This is a genomic window from Pseudomonas sp. PS01299, assembly GCF_029960145.1.
In the GTDB taxonomy this organism is placed as follows: Bacteria; Pseudomonadota; Gammaproteobacteria; order Pseudomonadales; family Pseudomonadaceae; genus Aquipseudomonas; species Aquipseudomonas putida_A.
Genome location: NZ_JASCPO010000055.1, coordinates 14894 through 32208, shown reverse-complemented (window position 1 = coordinate 32208; position 17315 = coordinate 14894). Strand labels below are relative to the sequence as shown.

Sequence of the window (17315 nt, the reverse complement as noted above, 5' to 3'; positions counted from 1 at the left end):
GTGATGAAGGCATGGGCCAATGCTAGCCCGTAATCGAAGCTGTCGCAGGTCCATTGTGGGAGCGGGCTTGCTCGCGAAGGCGGTGGTTCAGGCAGCAATGATGTTGACTGATCGACCGTTTTCGCGAGCAAGCCCGCTCCCACAGGGGGACCGAGCCAGTCTTCAGGTCGCGAAGCATGACCTAATCTGGTGCATAACGGCAGCGATTACTTGAGGCTACCTGAGAGGAATTGCTGCAAGCGCTCGGATTGCGGATTGACCAGCACTTCGCGCGGGTTGCCGCTCTCTTCCACGACACCTTTGTGCAGGAACACCAACTGGTTCGACACTTCACGGGCGAAGCCCATTTCGTGCGTGACCACGACCATGGTGCGGCCTTCCTGAGCGAGGGCCTGCATGACTTTCAGCACGTCGCCGACCAGTTCCGGGTCGAGGGCCGAAGTCGGTTCGTCGAACAGCATCACTTCCGGCTCCATCGCCAGCGCACGGGCAATCGCCACACGCTGCTGCTCGCCACCGGACATGTGCCCCGGGAACGCGTCTTTACGATGGGCGACGCCAACCTTGTTCAGGTAGTGCTCGGCTTTCTCGCGGGCTTCGGCCTTGGACACGCCCAGTACGTGGACCGGCGCTTCCATGATGTTTTCCAGCGCAGTCATGTGCGACCACAGGTTGAAATGCTGGAACACCATCGACAGGCGCGAACGCATGCGTTGCAGCTGTTTCGGATCAGCGGCTTTCAGCGCGCCGTCCTTGTTCGCTACCAGTTTCAACTCTTCGTTGTTGAGCAGGATCTTGCCCGCGTGCGGCTGCTCGAGCAGGTTGATGCAGCGCAGGAAAGTACTTTTGCCGGAGCCACTGGAGCCGATGATGCTGATCACATCGCCGGCTGCCGCTTTCAGGGACACGCCCTTGAGCACTTCGTGACTGCCATAGCGTTTATGCAGGTCTTGGACTTCAAGTTTGTACATGCGGTCGGTTCTCACAAAAACAGTCAGTCAGTCGTTGAGCAAGCGCCCGTGACGCAGCGCTTCGCGCCCCGCCACCTTGGCCAGCCAGAAACCGGGTTGGGCATAGCGCAGCCGTTCAATGGCAAACAGCACCCCGGACGTACCAGCACACACCGTGCTGACCCGATCGGACACAGGGTCGATCACTTCGAAAATCTCATCCCCGGCTTCAACCCACTCGCCGGGTTTACGCAGAAAACTCACCACGCCGGGGTGCGGCGCCAACAGTAATTCAGTGCCTTCGAACGGCATGCCTTCGCACGCTTCGTTGGCCGGTTTCGGCCACTCGCCCGTGATCAGGCCCTGCTCGGCAAGGAACGCCAGAATGCCTTCGGCCCAGGCCACCGCATCAGCGCGGTCGGTATTGGCCTGACCGCCGAGCTCGACGGTGGTCGCCAGGCACGCCAGTGGGATCTGCGCGTCCGGAAACTGCCGCGACAGACGCAACCATGGCAACGAGCACGCTTCATCGAAGGAGCTGCCGCCGGAATCTTCCGCCAGCAAACCGACCTTCACATTCAGATGTGCGGCCAGGGAGCGCCACTGCGGCCAGTGCTGCGGCAGTGCATACATGTGCAGCGCGGCTTCGGCGTCGCAGTGCAAGTCAAGCACCACATCGGCAGTGCAGGCGTGGCTGAGCAAAACGCGCTGCATGCCTTGCAACTGGCTGCCTGCCTCGGGCAATGCCGCCAGATGATCCGCCATGGCCTGACGGATCAGCCGAATGTTGGCGTGCGGATCGTCACCAAGACGCTCGGCCAGCGTCGCCGCCACCGGCGCGCTCAGCTCGACGAAATCGCGGTTGAAATTCTTGCCGCTGCCCGCCTCGAAACGCCCCTGATGATTGCCTTGCAGCAACTGGCCGAGGCCCAGCGGGTTGGCGACCGGCACCAGCTCGATCACACCGTTGAGCAGACCTTGGGCTTCGAGTTCGCCGAGGCGTTTTTTCAGCTCCCAGGCGGTGCGCATGCCCGGCAGTTCGTCAGCGTGCAGGCTGGCTTGGATGTAAGCCTTGCGCTCACCGCTGCCGAAGCGGAAGACCGAGATCTTGCGCTCGCTGCCCAGATGACTCCACGGCAATACGTGGTCGATGCGTTCCATATCAGTGCTTCCGCGGGGCGAGGTAGCTCAACCAGCGGCGCTCGGCCAGCTTGAACAGCTTCACCAGAATGAAGGTCAGGCACAGGTAGAACACGCCGGCGGTGATGTACGCCTCGAACGGCAGGTAGTACTGCGCGTTGACGGTACGCGCCGCGCCGGTGATGTCGATCAGGGTTACGATGGACGCCAGACTGGTGGTCTGCAGCATCATGATCACTTCGTTGCTGTACTGCGGCAGCGCCCGGCGCAGAGCCGATGGCAACAGAATGCGCTTGTACAGTTTGAAGCGCGACATGCCCATGGCCTTGGCGGCTTCAATCTCGCCGTTCGGCGTGGCCTTGAGGCTGCCGGCGATGATTTCGGCGGTGTAGGCGCTGGTGTTGATCGCGAAGGCCAGGCACGCACAGAACGTCGCGCTGGACAGCCACGGCCACATGAAGCTTTCACGCACCGCTTCGAACTGGGCCAGACCGTAGTAGATCAAAAACAGCTGCACCAGCATCGGCGTGCCGCGGATCACGTAGGTGTAGAGCCACGCGGCGCCATTGACGATCGGGTTCTTGGAGACGCGCATCAGGCCCAGCGGCAGTGCCGCCAACAGACCGAACAACAGCGACAGCGCGAGCAATTTGAGGGTGGTCAGCAGGCCGCCGAGGTACAGCGGCATGGCCTCCCAAATGACGTTGTAGTCGAAGATCATAGATCAGCCGCCCTTACGCCTACCGAGTAGCGCTTCTCAAGGTGACGCAGCGCCAGCAACGAGACACTGGTGATCACCAGGTACATCGCCGCCACTGCGAGGAAGAAGGTGAAAGGCTCGCGGGTGGCATCTGCCGCCTGCTTGGCCTTGAACATCATGTCTTGCAGACCGACCACCGAAATCAGCGCGGTGGCTTTGGTCAGCACCAGCCAGTTGTTGGTGAAGCCAGGAATCGCCAGGCGAATCATCTGCGGCACCATCACCCGGAAAAACACCTGAAAACTACTCATGCCGTAGGCCATGCCCGCTTCGGCCTGGCCTTTTGGGATCGCCATGAACGCGCCGCGGAAGGTTTCCGAAAGGTACGCACCGAAGATGAAACCGAGGGTGCCGATACCGGCGGCCAGCGGATTCAGGTCGATGTAGTCGTCATAGCCGAGCATCGGCGCAACACGGTTGAGCAAGTCCTGACCGCCGTAGAAGATCAGCAGGATCAGCACCAGGTCGGGAATCCCGCGGATCACCGTGGAATACAGATCGCCCAGCCACGCCAGCCAACGAATCGGCGACAGGCGCAACGCGACCCCGATCAGCCCGAGAACGATGGCCAGGGCCATGGACGACAAGGCGAGCTGAAGCGTCAGCCATGCGCCATCGAGGATGACAGCCCCGTAGCCTTTCAACATGATTCAGGTCCTCGAAAGTTGGGATGAAAAAATGGCGCAAACCGCAGAGATCCTGTTGCTTGCGCCATTTCTGACTTGTCGCAGAGACGTGTTACTTGCCGTAGATATCGAAGGCGAAGTATTTGTCCTGGATGGCTTTGTATTTACCGTTTTCACGGATGGCCGCGATGGCCGCGTTGATCTTGTCTTTCAGCGCGTCGCCCTTGCGCACCGCGATGCCTACGCCGTCGCCGAAGTATTTGACGTCGGTGAACTGCGGGCCAACGAAGGCGAAGCCTTTGCCGGAATCAGTGTTCAGGAAGCCGTCCTGCAGCAGGGTGGCATCAGCCACGGTACCGTCGAGGCGACCAGCAGCCACGTCGAGGTAGATTTCGTTCTGCGAGCCGTATGGCTTGATCTCGGCACCCAGCGGGGCCAGGACTTCGCGAGCGAAACGCTCGTGGATCGAACCACGTTGTACACCGATGTTTTTGCCCTTGAGCTCAGACAGGTTGTCGCTGACAACGGTACCCTGCTTCATGACCAGACGGGCCGGGGTGTTGTAGTACTTGTTGGTGAAGTCCACGGATTTCTTGCGGTCTTCAGTGATCGACATCGACGACAGGATCGCGTCGATCTTGCGCACTTTCAGTGCCGGGATCAGACCGTCGAACTCTTGCTCGACCCACTGGCACTTGACCTTCATTTCTTCACACAGGGCATTGCCGATGTCGTAGTCGAAACCAACGATGCTGCCATCCGGCGCTTTCGAAGCGAACGGAGGGTACGCCGCTTCGATACCGATCTTCAGAGGTTTTTCATCAGCGAAGGAATTCAGCGACAGCACGGACAGTGCCAGGGCGCCAAGCAGCACAAGTTTCTTCATCTTGGGACTCCATCGGTAAAGGGCAAAAACGGCAGAGTGAGCGACAGCCCAATATGCGAATGGGTGAATCGGGAAAGCGGCGCAGCATCGGTGGGAAATTTCCCATTGAAACCCTCGGAGGTTTCAACGTCAGCCACGATGAGCGAGTGATCGGCATTCTAACGACAGGCCCGAAGCCGATATTTCTTCAATGCGACAACTAATTACAGATGCACAGAGAAACCCGCTTGAGCGCATTGACAGCCTTGCAAATTCATGCAAGAGCGAAAGACAGTGAACCGATCTATGCTGCAAATTGCGGGCCTATTATTCGCAAACCCTTCTAATCCGGCAAGCGCAGCGTTGTGTCTTATTTTTCACCGGGGGGTTTAAGGCTCTAAAACGGGGCATTGCGTTTCCCTTCGCCCCGCGGCGGGGCGGGCGGTTACACATTTGGTTACTCGGACGGGGATGGGTAACAGCGGGAAGGGGCTTACGCAGGAAATCGATAATTATTGGTTGGGTGGGTTTTCATTCCGACAGCGAAGTACACCGGTGTCTGACAGATGGCTATCGCGAGCAGGCTCACTCCTACAGTGATCGCGCTCCAATCAACTGTAGGAGTGAGCCTGCTCGCGATGAGGCCAGCAAAACCACCACAAACCCACCAGACACAAAAAAGCCCCACCCGGCATCACCGGACAGGGCTTTTCAATGCATCAGACAGGCTTAAGCCACATTCATCGTCTTGTGCGTATCAATCAAATGTTGCACCACAGCCGGATCCGCCAGGGTCGAGATATCCCCCAACCCATCGTACTCAGCCGTAGCAATCTTGCGCAGAATCCGCCGCATGATCTTGCCCGAACGGGTCTTCGGCAGCCCCGGCGCCCACTGGATCACGTCCGGCGAAGCAATCGGGCCGATCTCTTTGCGCACCCAGTTCTTCAGTTCCAGACGCAGTTGCTCGCTCGGCTCTTCGCCATTTTTCAGGGTGACGTAGACATAAATGCCCTGCCCCTTGATGTCGTGCGGCACACCGACCACCGCCGCTTCGGCGACTTTCGGGTGCGCAACCATGGCGCTTTCGATCTCGGCGGTGCCCATGCGGTGGCCGGAGACGTTGAGCACGTCGTCGACACGCCCGGTGATCCAGTAGTAACCATCGGCATCACGCCGCGCACCGTCACCGGTGAAATACATGCCACGGAAGGTCTTGAAGTAGGTGTCGACGAAGCGGTCATGGTCGCCATACAGCGTGCGCGCCTGACCCGGCCACGAATCGAGAATCACCAGATTACCCTCGGCCTCGCCCTCGATGATGTTGCCGAGGTTGTCGACCAGCGCCGGCACCACACCGAAGAACGGACGTGCCGCCGACCCCGGCTTCAGTGCATGCGCCCCCGGCAGCGGGCTCATCATGTTGCCGCCGGTTTCGGTCTGCCACCAGGTATCGACGATCGGGCAACGGGACTTGCCGACATTCTTGTAGTACCAGTCCCAGGCTTCCGGGTTGATCGGCTCGCCCACCGAACCGAGCAGACGCAGGCTGCTGCCATCCGCGCCCTCAACGGCAGCGGTGCCGGACGCCATCATCGCGCGGATCGCGGTCGGCGCGGTGTAGAGGATGTTGACCTTGTGCTTGTCGACGATCTTCGCCACCCGGGTGATGTCCGGGTAGTTCGGCACGCCTTCGAACAGCAGCGTGGTCGCGCCATTGGCCAGCGGGCCGTAGACGATGTAGCTGTGGCCGGTGACCCAGCCGACGTCGGCGGTGCACCAGTAGATTTCGCCCGGACGGTAGTCGAAGACGCGCTCGTGGGTCATCGCCGCATACAGCAGATAACCGCCGGTGGTGTGCTGCACGCCCTTCGGCTTGCCGGTCGAGCCGGAGGTATAAAGGATGAACAGCGCTTCTTCGGCGCCCATCTCTTTTGGCGCGCAGACGGTGCCCGCCACTTTCATCAGGTCTTCGTACCAGATGTCGCGATGCTGGTTCCACTTGATGTCGCCACCGGTACGCTTGCACACGATGACTTTCTGGATGCTGCTGGTTTCCGGGTTGGTCAGCGCGTCGTCGACGTTGGCCTTCAGCGAGATCTTCTTGCCGGCACGGATGCCTTCGTCAGCGGTGATCACCACTTTCGAGCGGCAGTCGATGATCCGCCCCGCCAGCGCTTCCGGCGAGAAACCACCGAACACCACCGAATGAATCGCGCCAATCCGGGTGCAGGCCAGCATGGCGACCACGGCTTCGGGGATCATCGGCATATAGATAGTCACCACATCGCCGCGGTGTACGTCCTGACCACGCAGGGCGTTGGCCAGTTTGCACACTTGTTCGTGCAGTTCGCGGTAAGTGATGTTGCGGCTTTCGGAAGGATCGTCGCCTTCCCAGATGATTGCGACTTGATCGCCGCGCTCGGCCAGATGACGGTCGAGGCAGTTGTAGGAAACGTTCAGGGTGCCGTCGGCGAACCATTTGATGTCGACATGGTGATCGTCGAAGGAAGTCTGCTTCACCGTGGTGAAAGGCTTGATCCAGTCGAGGCGCTTGGCTTGCTCGCGCCAGAAACCGTCAGGGTTGACGACCGACTGCTGGTACATGGCTTTGTAGGTCGCCTCGTCAGTCAGCGTATTGGCCAGAACCTCGGGACGAACGGGATACAGAGAAGCCGCACTCATCTTTCTTACCTCGGTGGAATAGTTGTTTTTGTATGACCCCGTTGTAGCCGGGCCGGGCCCATAGAACCATTCGACGATGGTAGTAACAAGCCCCTACAAAACATCCAGTTACCCCTGACGCAAGCCCAGCGCTGCTTGTTCCAATACCCCTCAACCCCTGTGGGAGCTGGCTTGCCAGCGATTCAGGCGACTCGGTTATTCAGGCAAAACACATCACCGGCAAACCTGGCCCCAGGCAATTTCGACCGATTGTTACCAAATCTGCCAAAAGTGTTTATCAAAACCCCACCTGTTTACCCCCACCCCTCCTCCCTAAAATCCACCTCGCCGACAAGGCAAACGCGATTAACAACGTTACAGCCCCCACGAAGGCCGTTAATCCAGCTCTCAAGTAATAACTGCAAATGATGAAGTTCCACACGCAACCCTAAAAAGGTTGCGTGACCCCACTCGACCTCAAAAAGGTAAATCTGAAATGAAAGCTTTATTGGTTCTGGCCCTCAGCAGTCTGTGCGCAACCGCCATGGCAGACGAGGTCCCGACTGATGTCGCACAGCAACAACCGGTGATCGAGGAATACACTTACTCCACTCACCTGGACATCGCCAAAGTTGTATCGATGAGCGAAGTGCCGAATGTCTGCGAAGTGGTACCGGCCAAAATGGAGTACGACGACTCCAAGGGTCAGCGCCACATCCTGCGTTACAGCGTCATGGGCAACGGCTGCACCAATTGATGATTGAGACTGCACCGAATCGGACCGCTCAGCGCCTCATTTGAGGGTCGATTCCAGCCCGGCTTCGGTCGGGCTCAGTTGTGTCTGGAGTCGCTCAAAAGGCTTGCAAAACACAAGATATAGTGAAAAACCCGGTTTTTTGCTCATTTCTTGAGCAACCGAAGCCTCGCAAAAAAATTAATGAAAAAAAATTCTCGCCGGCCAATCCCAGCGAAAGCCCTGTAAACCCTCGCTCCGATCGAAATCACCCGGCCAATCGAACGCCCTGCGGTGTTTCGCCCTCCCCCACGCCCGCGTTTTTTTCCCTATAATGCCGCCCTAATCGGGTCAGCAATATTCCCTTACAGGGAGCAAAAGCCATTCTGAAGCCCCGCAGCAGCGTCAACGCTGATCTGCGCCCGTCAGAGGCTCTCGGAAACCCGTACAAAATTCTGTTTTATTGCCTGCCTTGGCTGCCGCAAAAAACGATTCCTTAAGATCCAACGCGGTCTGTACGACCGTGTGAAAAACCAACCAATCAGGTTTCACACGGGGCGACAGGCCCTCACGCAGGAGACGACACGTCATGCTGAGCTGGGACGAATTCGACAAAGAAGACAGTGAAGTAGCAACCGTGAAAGGCGCCAACGCCGGCCACGCTACTGAAGCCAACATGGACCGCCTCGACAGCGCCGGCGGTGCAGCAGCGCTGGAAGCCCGCGCCGTGACCGCCGACGACTCGGCCGCCGTGGCCCGCGCCAAGGCCGCACTGGATTCCCTCGACGTCGCCGAAGGCCTCGCCGAACTCGAAGGCGCCTCCGCCCGTGTCGCCGTTGACGAAAAGCGCATGATCAACTGCCGCGCCGACCTCAACCAACTCGTACCCTTCAAGTACGACTGGGCCTGGCAGAAATACCTGGACGGCTGCGCAAACCACTGGATGCCGCAAGAAGTCAACATGACCGCCGACATCGCCCTCTGGAAAAACCCGGAAGGCCTAACCGACGACGAGCGCCGCATCGTGATGCGCAACCTCGGCTTCTTCTCCACCGCCGACTCCCTGGTTGCCAACAACCTGGTCCTGGCCGTGTACCGCCTGATCACCAACCCGGAATGCCGCCAGTACATCCTGCGCCAAGCGTTCGAAGAGGCGATCCACACCCACGCCTACCAGTACTGCATCGAATCGCTGGCCATGGATGAAGGCGAGATCTTCAACATGTACCACGAGATCCCGTCGGTCGCCAAAAAGGCAGCCTGGGGCCTGAAATACACCCGTTCGATCTCCGATCCGAAGTTCGAAACCGGCACCCCGGACACCGACAAAGAACTGCTGCGCAACCTGATCGCCTACTACTGCGTTCTGGAAGGCATCTTCTTCTACTGCGGCTTCACCCAGATCCTCTCCATGGGCCGCCGCAACAAAATGACCGGCGTCGCCGAGCAGTTCCAGTACATCCTGCGCGACGAATCCATGCACCTGAACTTCGGCATCGACGTGATCAACCAGATCAAAATCGAAAACCCACACCTGTGGGACGCCGAAATGAAGGAAGAAGCGACCCAGATGATCCTGCAGGGTACGCAGCTGGAAATCGAATACGCCCGCGACACCATGCCTCGCGGCGTACTGGGCATGAACGCGGCGATGATGGAGGACTACCTCAAGTTCATCGCTAACCGTCGTCTGTCGCAGATTGGTTTGAAAGAGGAATATCCAGGGACGACTAACCCGTTCCCTTGGATGAGCGAGATTATGGACTTGAAGAAAGAGAAGAATTTCTTTGAGACTCGGGTTATTGAGTACCAGACTGGTGGGGCGTTGAGCTGGGATTGATTTATCTCTTAGCCAGCGAAAATAAAAATTAAAAATCAGCCCCGCTTCATGCGGGGCTTTTTAGGAGAGTGGAATGGAAAACACTAATGCTAAAATTCAATTGTCTCTAAACGACGGCACATTTGAAATTTCAGGTTCTGAAAGCTTCGTTTCCCAGCAAATCGAAAACTTTAAAGAAATTATTTTAGCGACTCTTCATACAAAATCTCGTACTGAGCAACAGATACCCCTCTCCCCAAGCCAAGCAGCTCACACTCTTGAGCTAAGTGCAAACGAACCGCAACTCTCTTACGAAAAGAAAACCTTCCAGCGCATCTTGCACATTGAAGATCAAAGCGTACGAATCATAAAAAAAATGCCTGGTTCGAACAATGCACAGAAAACAATAACCACTGCACTCGTATATCTTTGGGGCAAAAAATCCGTTGGCGTAAATGAAGTTTCCATTCAAGAAATCAGAGCACTTTGTCAAGAGCAGGGGTGCTTAGACTCTTCAAACTTCTCCAGCCAAATTCAAGGTGCTAAAGAGCTTATACTGGTCGACGGCAAAAAAAACTCGTCTGCTAAAACGTGCAAGCTCACCTTACCAGGGGTGGAACGAGCAGAAGAAATTTTAGAGAAAATTAGCGGCTAACAAAGGAAAACATCTTGAAAGTCGATGTATTTTCAAGTAACGCCAAACTTATCGAGCTGACCGAATTGGAAAAGGTTAGCTATTTGGCTTTTTATTTTACCGAGAACAAGGATCAACCTGAGTTCGCAATCCAAGACATGAGTGCAATGCTTGTGGGGCTGGGTTTTGCGAGACCCAATGCAAGTCGCTTGAAAGATAAAATATTACGCTCCAGTGATTTTATTCGTGGCACCAAACCAGATCTTTTTCGACTCTCACAAAAAAAATATTCTAATTTAAAAACAAAATTTCCAGAGCTTTCAGACTCAGAAGAAATAAATTCGGACGATTCTCTGCTACCAGAAATCCTTTTACACGAATCAAAACGTCAATATCTAATAAAAATCGCGCAACAGATAAACTCTGCCTACGAAAACAACCTATTCGATGCTTGCTCATTAATGATGCGACGCCTACTTGAAATTTTGATTATTCAGTGCTTTGAAGCTGAAAACATACCTGACCAAATAAAAGACGAGGAAGGTAATTACCAAAACCTAAAAACACTCATTAATAAAATAAAATCAAAGCCAGAAATCAAGCTCTCACCCGCAGCAAAGAAAGAAATCGACACTTTTAGAGAGCTCGGCAATCTTTCAGCGCACCGAATTAAATACAACTGTCGACGTGACGATATCAGAAACCTGAAACTAGAATACCGAGCAATTGTAGAAGAGTTGCTGTACCTGGCAAAACTTACCAAAGTTTCCTGCTGAATACAAAACGCATAACAATACACAGGTACCGAATTATCCTACGTAATAATTATCCGTGGACTACTTGACCGTCACACGGAGAGCTTTTACCCTCAAATTTAGGTGCCTAAGAAACACCTCACACAGCGGACTCACCGCACCCGACAGTCGCGGCTTTTTTGTGCCTACGGTTTCCCCGTGCGCATCAAAAACTCTGTTATGCCGGGAGTGGGCGAATAAAAGACCCGAAAGGGGAATATGTCCGGCCCTCTGTGTGGGGTTTCTTAGCTCCCGGCACCCAGCCTTAAGAAAGCTGACATCACACAGAGGTAAATGGATATGCCTAAAAATGTCTCCTTCGGCACGAAGGAAATCAGCTTCAACCTCAACATCATCTACATGCTTCCAGCAATGGAGGCCTTCCATGTCTGAATCTCACAGTTCGACTGTCTTCACTCTGCACAAGCTCTCTCTCCACGCCCTACTCCTTGAAGGCCAGCCTTGGTTTTGCGCACGCGATATTGGTCGTTTGATGGGCGTCCATCTTAGTGATCGTATGGTCAGCAAACTGGACAAGGATCAGCATCGTTTTCTGTGGATTGAGTATCACCGCCAACCTGACAAGCAACTGATGCTCAGTGAGTCCGCGGTGTATGCGCTGTTGGTGTATCACTATGTGCCAGGGAATCGACTATTGCGCGAATGGCTGACCCATCAGGTGGTTCCAGCCTTACGCGATGCTGCGTCCTCGGAAAATCCAGATCTACCCATGCTGAGTTTTTTGAAATGGCCTGAGATGTCAGTGAGTCTGTTGCATTGGCAGGATGCTGGATTCGGCTACGAGATATGCCGTACCTGTTGCAGGATCAGACACAGCAGCGAGCGACTGCCCCGAAGTCTTGGTGGCGGAAGGCTGCAGAGGTATTTCAGTCGAAGCATCTGATCAGTTAGGTGCTGCTTGTGAGATCACTTGCGAGAATTGTCGCAAATCTCTGTAGGAATTTTCCTAGACAACCGTGATGGCCGCTCAGTATCGTCCGAGGGTTTTCAACCCTCGGCGATTTTATGGATACGGAAAAGGAAAATAGTGGCTGGACGGATGAGGAGCTTGAAGCTTCGGTTGATGGCTATCTCGATATTCAGGCTCGCTACCCAAATGATCAAAAATTTAACAAGTCCTTGGAGCACAAGCGTCTGCAGAACGGCGTACTCGCCGGACGAAACACCAAGTCGATTGACTATCGACTGCAGAACATTACCGCTCTGTTCGAAGATCTTGGGCTGAAAACGATCTCTAGCTACAAACCAAAGGTGAATCTCGGTTCAGGGATTACTGCGCGCCTGATCAAAATCGTAGAATCGAAAGGCCTCATTACGCTTGATTCCGGTACACCTTCCACGCAAGAAGAATCATCACTTCGAAATGTACAACGAGCGAAACAACGTGATTTCGTAAGTGAGCCAGAGGGTGTGCAGATACCTCAGCAAATCGTCAGGACAACCAAAACCTACGCCCGCATATCCAAAGTCAAAGATTGGATTCTGTTCAACGCCAAGGGTATCTGTGAGGGATGTGGACAACCAGGTCCGTTTGAAATGAATGGAGAACCTTACCTTGAGGTTCACCACGTTAAGCATTTGGCGGATAACGGGACGGACTTTAAAACCAACACCGTAGCGCTGTGCCCGAACTGTCATCGACGCTGCCACCATTCAAGTGACCGGGAGCAGTTTACAAACTCTCTTTATAAAAAAATACAAAGATTAAAGCGCGAATAAGCACCGCAATCAGCATCATAAAAAACAAAGCAACCCACTCTCGCTTGCATAGCAAGCGGGACATAGAAAACGAACATCAATTAGGCTATGGCGAAATCTCAAACCTGTCATTCCAACATGATTACACCCTTGCATATAGCGGGTCATTCTTCTGGAAAATACTATCTTCATTTTTTTCAGTAGAGGCAACATATGAAAATATCTTGCAATGGCCAAAGTTCTCGTCAAGGCGCTTCTTATACCGCTGGAATTTGTTAGTTTCGGAGATCTCTGCAAAACTTTGAATACACAAATTCCCCAATACAAAATCCTCGCTCAAAGGCAATCCCTTTGCGTTATTTGCCCATGCGCTAAGTAGAAGGTCTCCCATAAAATTTATGCCGAATGATTCATGCATAAGATCGCATGGATTGTGACCGGCATCATACTCAAATAAATGTTTCAAAGCACATTGAAGCCGAACCTTAGTTTTTGTCTTATTCTCAACCGCTTTAAAGCACTTAATAGCGCCAACTAGTTCCGCTTTAGTTAAGGAATTTTCGCGCAAGTATTCCTCACCTCTCCCCACGGGAAACGTGCGCATTAACAAAATCTCGCTAATTCCAGCTTCACAAAGATCAGAATATATCTGCTCCACCTTATTATTCGATATGTTGCCGAAGTGTATTGGCAACTGTGCTTTTGTACGAACACCAAGTGACGAAAATTTTCTGGCAATTTTAAGATTGCTCGAATTATATCCCACTGGCCTAGAATCCTGCGGGCTATCTGCTGGTTCATCGTAAGTAAATTCATATTCGCCAATAAAGCTCGAAATCTCTTGCACACCATATTTTTTTACGAAAGCACCTGTGGATGTTATTGATATTGATTCTTTCCCAAAAATTTTTGAGGCTGCCTTTATTACTAAGTAATTTTCATGACAAGCAAGTGGATCGCCACCGGCGAAGTCAATTTTTACATCGTACCCCTTCAAATTGTTCAGTATTCTTATTTTTTGCTCATACGAAGGTTCTTTACCAGCCAGCTGTCGACTGATAAGCGCCAAATCATATTTGGTAGGATTGACATCCTTATATTTAACTTTAAATCCGGACTCCAAGCCTCTTTCAACAACAGCAATATTCTTTAGAGAATTCTCCCTCACGATTATATTATTGTTTCTCGATGAAACATGAACTGCATCAGTGCAGCAAAACTTGCAATCCCACGGACAAACGAGACTGATATTCCATATTATATCTAGGCGTCGATTAGGCATCATGACATCCGACATTCAAAACCAAATCATTATAATTATCACGCAATTGATTCATGATGTCTTTGTTATTTCTCTTGGTGCTCACATCACTTTCTAGCTCGTTCAACGTCCTCCACTCGTAGTTCCTATCCCCAACAGTGAAACTCCCGTCCGGCAATAATTGTTTAAAAATCTTCACATGGAAAATTTCAAAATGGTACTCCTTCACCACATTTTGCGGCGGATCAAATTTTTCGGATTTAAAGTTAAACTCTTGCAGCAAGTCAATTTTGATATTTGCTGCATCAACTCCTAGCTTATCACCTAAGGATTTAGTAGTACCTGATTTCTGACTACTTACATATTCAGTTAACGCCGCCTGCTTTACATAGGGTAAAAAATAGCACGACCAGGAAGCTTTTTTTTCCACAAGAAGTTTCACCTCACCATCAACCTCTCTCTTTATAACGAAAACCGAAGTCCTATCAGGCCTATTTAAAATAGATTTATCTATCTTCTTTAAAAGAAGCTCAAATGGGCTTTCAGATCGAAGTGCCCGCACAATTGCCACTGCCGTCCAAACAGAAAATACAATGGTCGCGGCCCATAACACCGTTCTCATCCCATCGGGCATACTTAAGTTAAAATCTAAAAACGGTATGCTTACGCTAGGCTGAAAATTAGTGGTTGCTAGCGCTATAAAAAGTGAAATCAATACCGTCAACGGCAAATGCCACGATCTTTTTGCATCTTGAACCTCATCATACTCCTTAATATAGAGTTTTAAATCCGATCTATTAATCGTTATTTTTTGGCATTGTATTGTCTTCTTATAATCAAAACATTTGCAAATTCTATCTTTTAGTTTACTTGGAGAGTCCATAAATTCTGTTCCCTGGAAAGATTTAATCTTCGCGATTAAAATTCGGAAAATTTCTATTTTTACATTTATTATTGCCAGCTCATCAACAGTGACCCAGCCCATAGAAAATGATGCCCTAAGCCCCCTTAGGCCTCAATAGCTTTCTAGTTTCTTCATTCCTTGCTCATTTCTAACAATAATTCCGGCTCAACGTTCAATTTTTTAAACCTCAAATGTGCCGGTTACCGGTGATATTTCCAAGAAATTTATGCTGCCATTTATCGCTGGTAACCCGCGCCGCCTCCCGCTATTAATACCCCTCCCCCACTCAAGGATCCGAGCCCCGCCATGAAATTCGATCTCGCCTACTGCCTCAGCCTCGACGACAAGTTGTCGATCTATGACGTTCGCGATCTCAATTTCGATGAGACGGTGGCGTTCGATTCTGCGAAGGAACACTTCCAGTGCCCCAACGATGCCTGTCGTTCGGCGTTTGATGCCTCCAACGAGTTGGGCACGTTTAACGCGAAGAACGTGAATTACGTGCGCACGCCGCACTTCAAGAATCTGCCCACTACGCAGCACGTCGCGGGCTGTCCGTATGTGAGTTTGAAGGCGTCGGCGTCGGGCGTTGATACGGCGGATGGCGAGGTGGATGACGGGCGTGAGGAACATTTCCCATCAGAGCTGTTGCTGACCCGGCGTGAATATGTGCGCAAGCCTGCTGCGCCGGCGGGGGCGGCGGATGTGTTGCGGGATGATCCGGTGCGGGTGGCGCAGGTGAGTTCCAAGGAGTCGTCGGGGCGTGAGACGGCGCCGGACAAGACCAGTGTGTTCGCGCATCCGGTGGAGTGTTTTGTGTCGAACTTCGCCGACAAGGAATTGCTCAAGCGCATGCCGTTGAAGATCGGCGAGCACACGGCGCCTTATGGATCGTTCTTCAAGAAGATCGAGTATCTGACGGACAACAAGGGGCTGATTTACTGGGGCAAGATCAAGGAGATCAAGGATTACACCCAGAGTTTTCGCATCGATTTCGAGCAGAAGGTCTGGTTCAAGAAGGCGGATGAGGCGAAGAAGAAGCCGTATTCGGTGAACGTGTACTTGAGCAAGAAGTTGATCGACAACTACCGCAAGCGCAAGGCGTTTCTGGAAGAGATCAAGCACGCGATCGATAGCGACAAGGAGTTGTTCTGTTTCTTCTATGGCGTGACGCCGGAGTTGAAGCAGGTGCCGAGCAAGAAGAACCCCGAACAGACGTTCGGGGTGTTCAGTGCCAACATCGAGAACCTGGATCACTTCATTGTGCGGGAAGCGCCGGGACTGGCGTGACGGTCAGCCTTTGGGCAATTGCAGTTTGGCTTCGCCACGGTGCTGGTTGACCAGCGAGTAAGGCAGCACCGACCAGTCGGGGTTATCGCAATTACGTTGGTAACGGGCGAAGTAAGCACCCAGGTAAATCCCCTTCGGCGTGAAGTGCCAGTTGGAATAACCCCAGACACTTTCATCGGTGTAATCGCAACTGCCGTCGTCTTCGGCAGGCTTCTTCATTTCTTCGGGGTACAGCGTGGTGAACTGTTTGACCAGCCACGGCGCCATGACTTTCATCTGATCGTATTCGGTGGCTGCGCTATTCGGTTCACCGATCCACAGCACATCTTTTAGTTTCAACAATTCGCCGGTGTGGACGTCCAGGTTGATCGGCGAACTACCGAAGTCCGGGTGGGCGCCGCCGCAGCTGTAACCAGTGGAGATGTCCAGGCTGACCACGTCGGGCGAGAGAAACTCCGGGGCAGCTCCTTGATCGAACTCGGCGTATTCCCCGCCATCCATCATGCAGCGGTGATAGTCGATGACTTCAGTCCAGAGCCGTCCGAGCAGGTGGTTATTAATCCGCTGCTGCTCTTCTTTCGTATAGCCAGACTCGACACTGAACAGCGAAATCTTCGACTCAGGCTCCGTCCACCATTGCAGGTCGTAGCCCATGAAGTTTTCTTTCTTCTCCGGTTTGAGTTTGAGTCCCTGCAAGCGCAAATACTCGTAGGGATCGCTCTTCGGCAAAGTGGCAATAAAGGGCAGCGTAGTTGCGCTCGGCGCGGGAAGTTGGGCTTCGGTCAGTTGCACCGGCAGCTTCTTGCCCTTGGGGTTTTGCCATTCGCCCTGCCAACCGTTGGCGGTGGTTTTCAGCTTCAGGGTTGGCAGCGGTTTGTCGTCGCCATAGCGGTTGTTGCCTTCAATTAGGTTCAACGTGCTGCCCTGCAGCGAGCCGCTGAGTTCCAGGTCGCGGTGATACTTCTCATAGAAGTAGCGACCGGTGACTTCGTCCTGCTGCGTGGTGTTGAGCTCCAGCACAATCGGCATCTTGCCCAGCGTACCGGTGAACACGCGCCGGCCATCTTCGGCATGGGCAGTGGAAATCAGTGTGAACAGCGCCGCAGCGTATGGCGCCAGGCGCAGCAGTCCCTTGAGCATGGATCGATCCCTGAAT

The 17315-nt window shown here is 53.3% G+C and carries 15 protein-coding genes and 1 pseudogene; 7 read left to right on the top strand and 9 right to left on the bottom strand.

Features of this window, described 5'->3' with window-relative positions:
- Positions 1 to 206: 206 nt before the first annotated feature.
- The 6 genes from QMX91_RS12550 to acs form a co-directional block, all read right to left on the bottom strand.
- Positions 207 to 971: an ATP-binding cassette domain-containing protein gene (locus QMX91_RS12550; RefSeq protein WP_003227281.1), complete on the bottom strand. Its 765-nt coding sequence runs from the start codon at positions 969 to 971 to the stop codon at positions 207 to 209.
- Positions 972 to 998: 27 nt separating this feature from the next.
- Positions 999 to 2111, bottom strand: coding sequence for a M14 family metallopeptidase (locus tag QMX91_RS12545; RefSeq protein ID WP_134787129.1), 1113 nt, complete (start codon positions 2109 to 2111; stop codon positions 999 to 1001).
- A 1-nt stretch (position 2112) separates the two neighbouring features.
- Positions 2113 to 2811, bottom strand: a complete 699-nt coding sequence (locus QMX91_RS12540) for an ABC transporter permease (RefSeq protein WP_103485855.1) — start codon at positions 2809 to 2811, stop codon at positions 2113 to 2115.
- On the bottom strand, positions 2808 to 3497 hold the full coding sequence (locus QMX91_RS12535; RefSeq protein WP_003227287.1) for an ABC transporter permease: 690 nt from the start codon (positions 3495 to 3497) through the stop codon (positions 2808 to 2810). Before QMX91_RS12535 ends, QMX91_RS12540 begins: the two co-directional genes overlap by 4 nt.
- A 91-nt stretch (positions 3498 to 3588) precedes the next feature.
- Positions 3589 to 4362: an ABC transporter substrate-binding protein gene (locus QMX91_RS12530; RefSeq protein WP_027612633.1), complete on the bottom strand. Its 774-nt coding sequence runs from the start codon at positions 4360 to 4362 to the stop codon at positions 3589 to 3591.
- A gap of 708 nt (positions 4363 to 5070) precedes the next feature.
- Positions 5071 to 7026: an acetate--CoA ligase gene (gene acs / locus QMX91_RS12525; RefSeq protein ID WP_282412789.1), complete on the bottom strand. Its 1956-nt coding sequence runs from the start codon at positions 7024 to 7026 to the stop codon at positions 5071 to 5073.
- A 475-nt stretch (positions 7027 to 7501) separates the two neighbouring features.
- On the opposite strand from acs, the gene QMX91_RS12520 reads away from it, so the two are divergent.
- The 6 genes and pseudogenes from QMX91_RS12520 to QMX91_RS12495 all read left to right on the top strand — a co-directional run bounded on the left by QMX91_RS12520 (position 7502) and on the right by QMX91_RS12495 (position 12725).
- The gene (locus QMX91_RS12520; RefSeq protein WP_027612631.1) at positions 7502 to 7762 is read left to right on the top strand and encodes a DUF2790 domain-containing protein; all 261 of its coding nucleotides are present in this window, start codon (positions 7502 to 7504) and stop codon (positions 7760 to 7762) included.
- Between the two features lie 565 nt (positions 7763 to 8327).
- Entirely contained in the window at positions 8328 to 9578 is a 1251-nt protein-coding gene (locus QMX91_RS12515) for a ribonucleotide-diphosphate reductase subunit beta (protein WP_003227292.1), read from the top strand.
- Between the two features lie 73 nt (positions 9579 to 9651).
- Positions 9652 to 10212, top strand: a complete 561-nt coding sequence (locus QMX91_RS12510; RefSeq protein WP_282412788.1) for a hypothetical protein — start codon at positions 9652 to 9654, stop codon at positions 10210 to 10212.
- Positions 10213 to 10226: 14 nt separating this feature from the next.
- Positions 10227 to 10967, top strand: coding sequence for a DUF4145 domain-containing protein (locus QMX91_RS12505; RefSeq protein ID WP_282412787.1), 741 nt, complete (start codon positions 10227 to 10229; stop codon positions 10965 to 10967).
- 403 nt (positions 10968 to 11370) lie between these two features.
- A pseudogene (locus QMX91_RS12500) lies at positions 11371 to 11897 on the top strand (Bro-N domain-containing protein).
- A 114-nt stretch (positions 11898 to 12011) separates the two neighbouring features.
- The gene (locus QMX91_RS12495; RefSeq protein WP_093430408.1) at positions 12012 to 12725 is read left to right on the top strand and encodes an HNH endonuclease; all 714 of its coding nucleotides are present in this window, start codon (positions 12012 to 12014) and stop codon (positions 12723 to 12725) included.
- Positions 12726 to 12846: 121 nt separating this feature from the next.
- Here the strand turns inward: QMX91_RS12495 and QMX91_RS12490 are convergent, their stop codons facing one another.
- The gene (locus tag QMX91_RS12490; protein WP_282412786.1) at positions 12847 to 13872 is read right to left on the bottom strand and encodes an SPASM domain-containing protein; all 1026 of its coding nucleotides are present in this window, start codon (positions 13870 to 13872) and stop codon (positions 12847 to 12849) included.
- Between the two features lie 106 nt (positions 13873 to 13978).
- Complete coding sequence (locus QMX91_RS12485) at positions 13979 to 14950, bottom strand: hypothetical protein (protein ID WP_282412785.1); 972 nt, start codon at positions 14948 to 14950, stop codon at positions 13979 to 13981.
- Between the two features lie 225 nt (positions 14951 to 15175).
- On the opposite strand from QMX91_RS12485, the gene QMX91_RS12480 reads away from it, so the two are divergent.
- The gene (locus QMX91_RS12480) at positions 15176 to 16159 is read left to right on the top strand and encodes a hypothetical protein (protein WP_282412784.1); all 984 of its coding nucleotides are present in this window, start codon (positions 15176 to 15178) and stop codon (positions 16157 to 16159) included.
- 3 nt (positions 16160 to 16162) lie between these two features.
- Here QMX91_RS12480 and QMX91_RS12475 read toward each other — a convergent pair whose 3' ends face one another.
- On the bottom strand, positions 16163 to 17299 hold the full coding sequence (locus QMX91_RS12475; protein WP_282412783.1) for a hypothetical protein: 1137 nt from the start codon (positions 17297 to 17299) through the stop codon (positions 16163 to 16165).
- Positions 17300 to 17315: the final 16 nt, after the last annotated feature.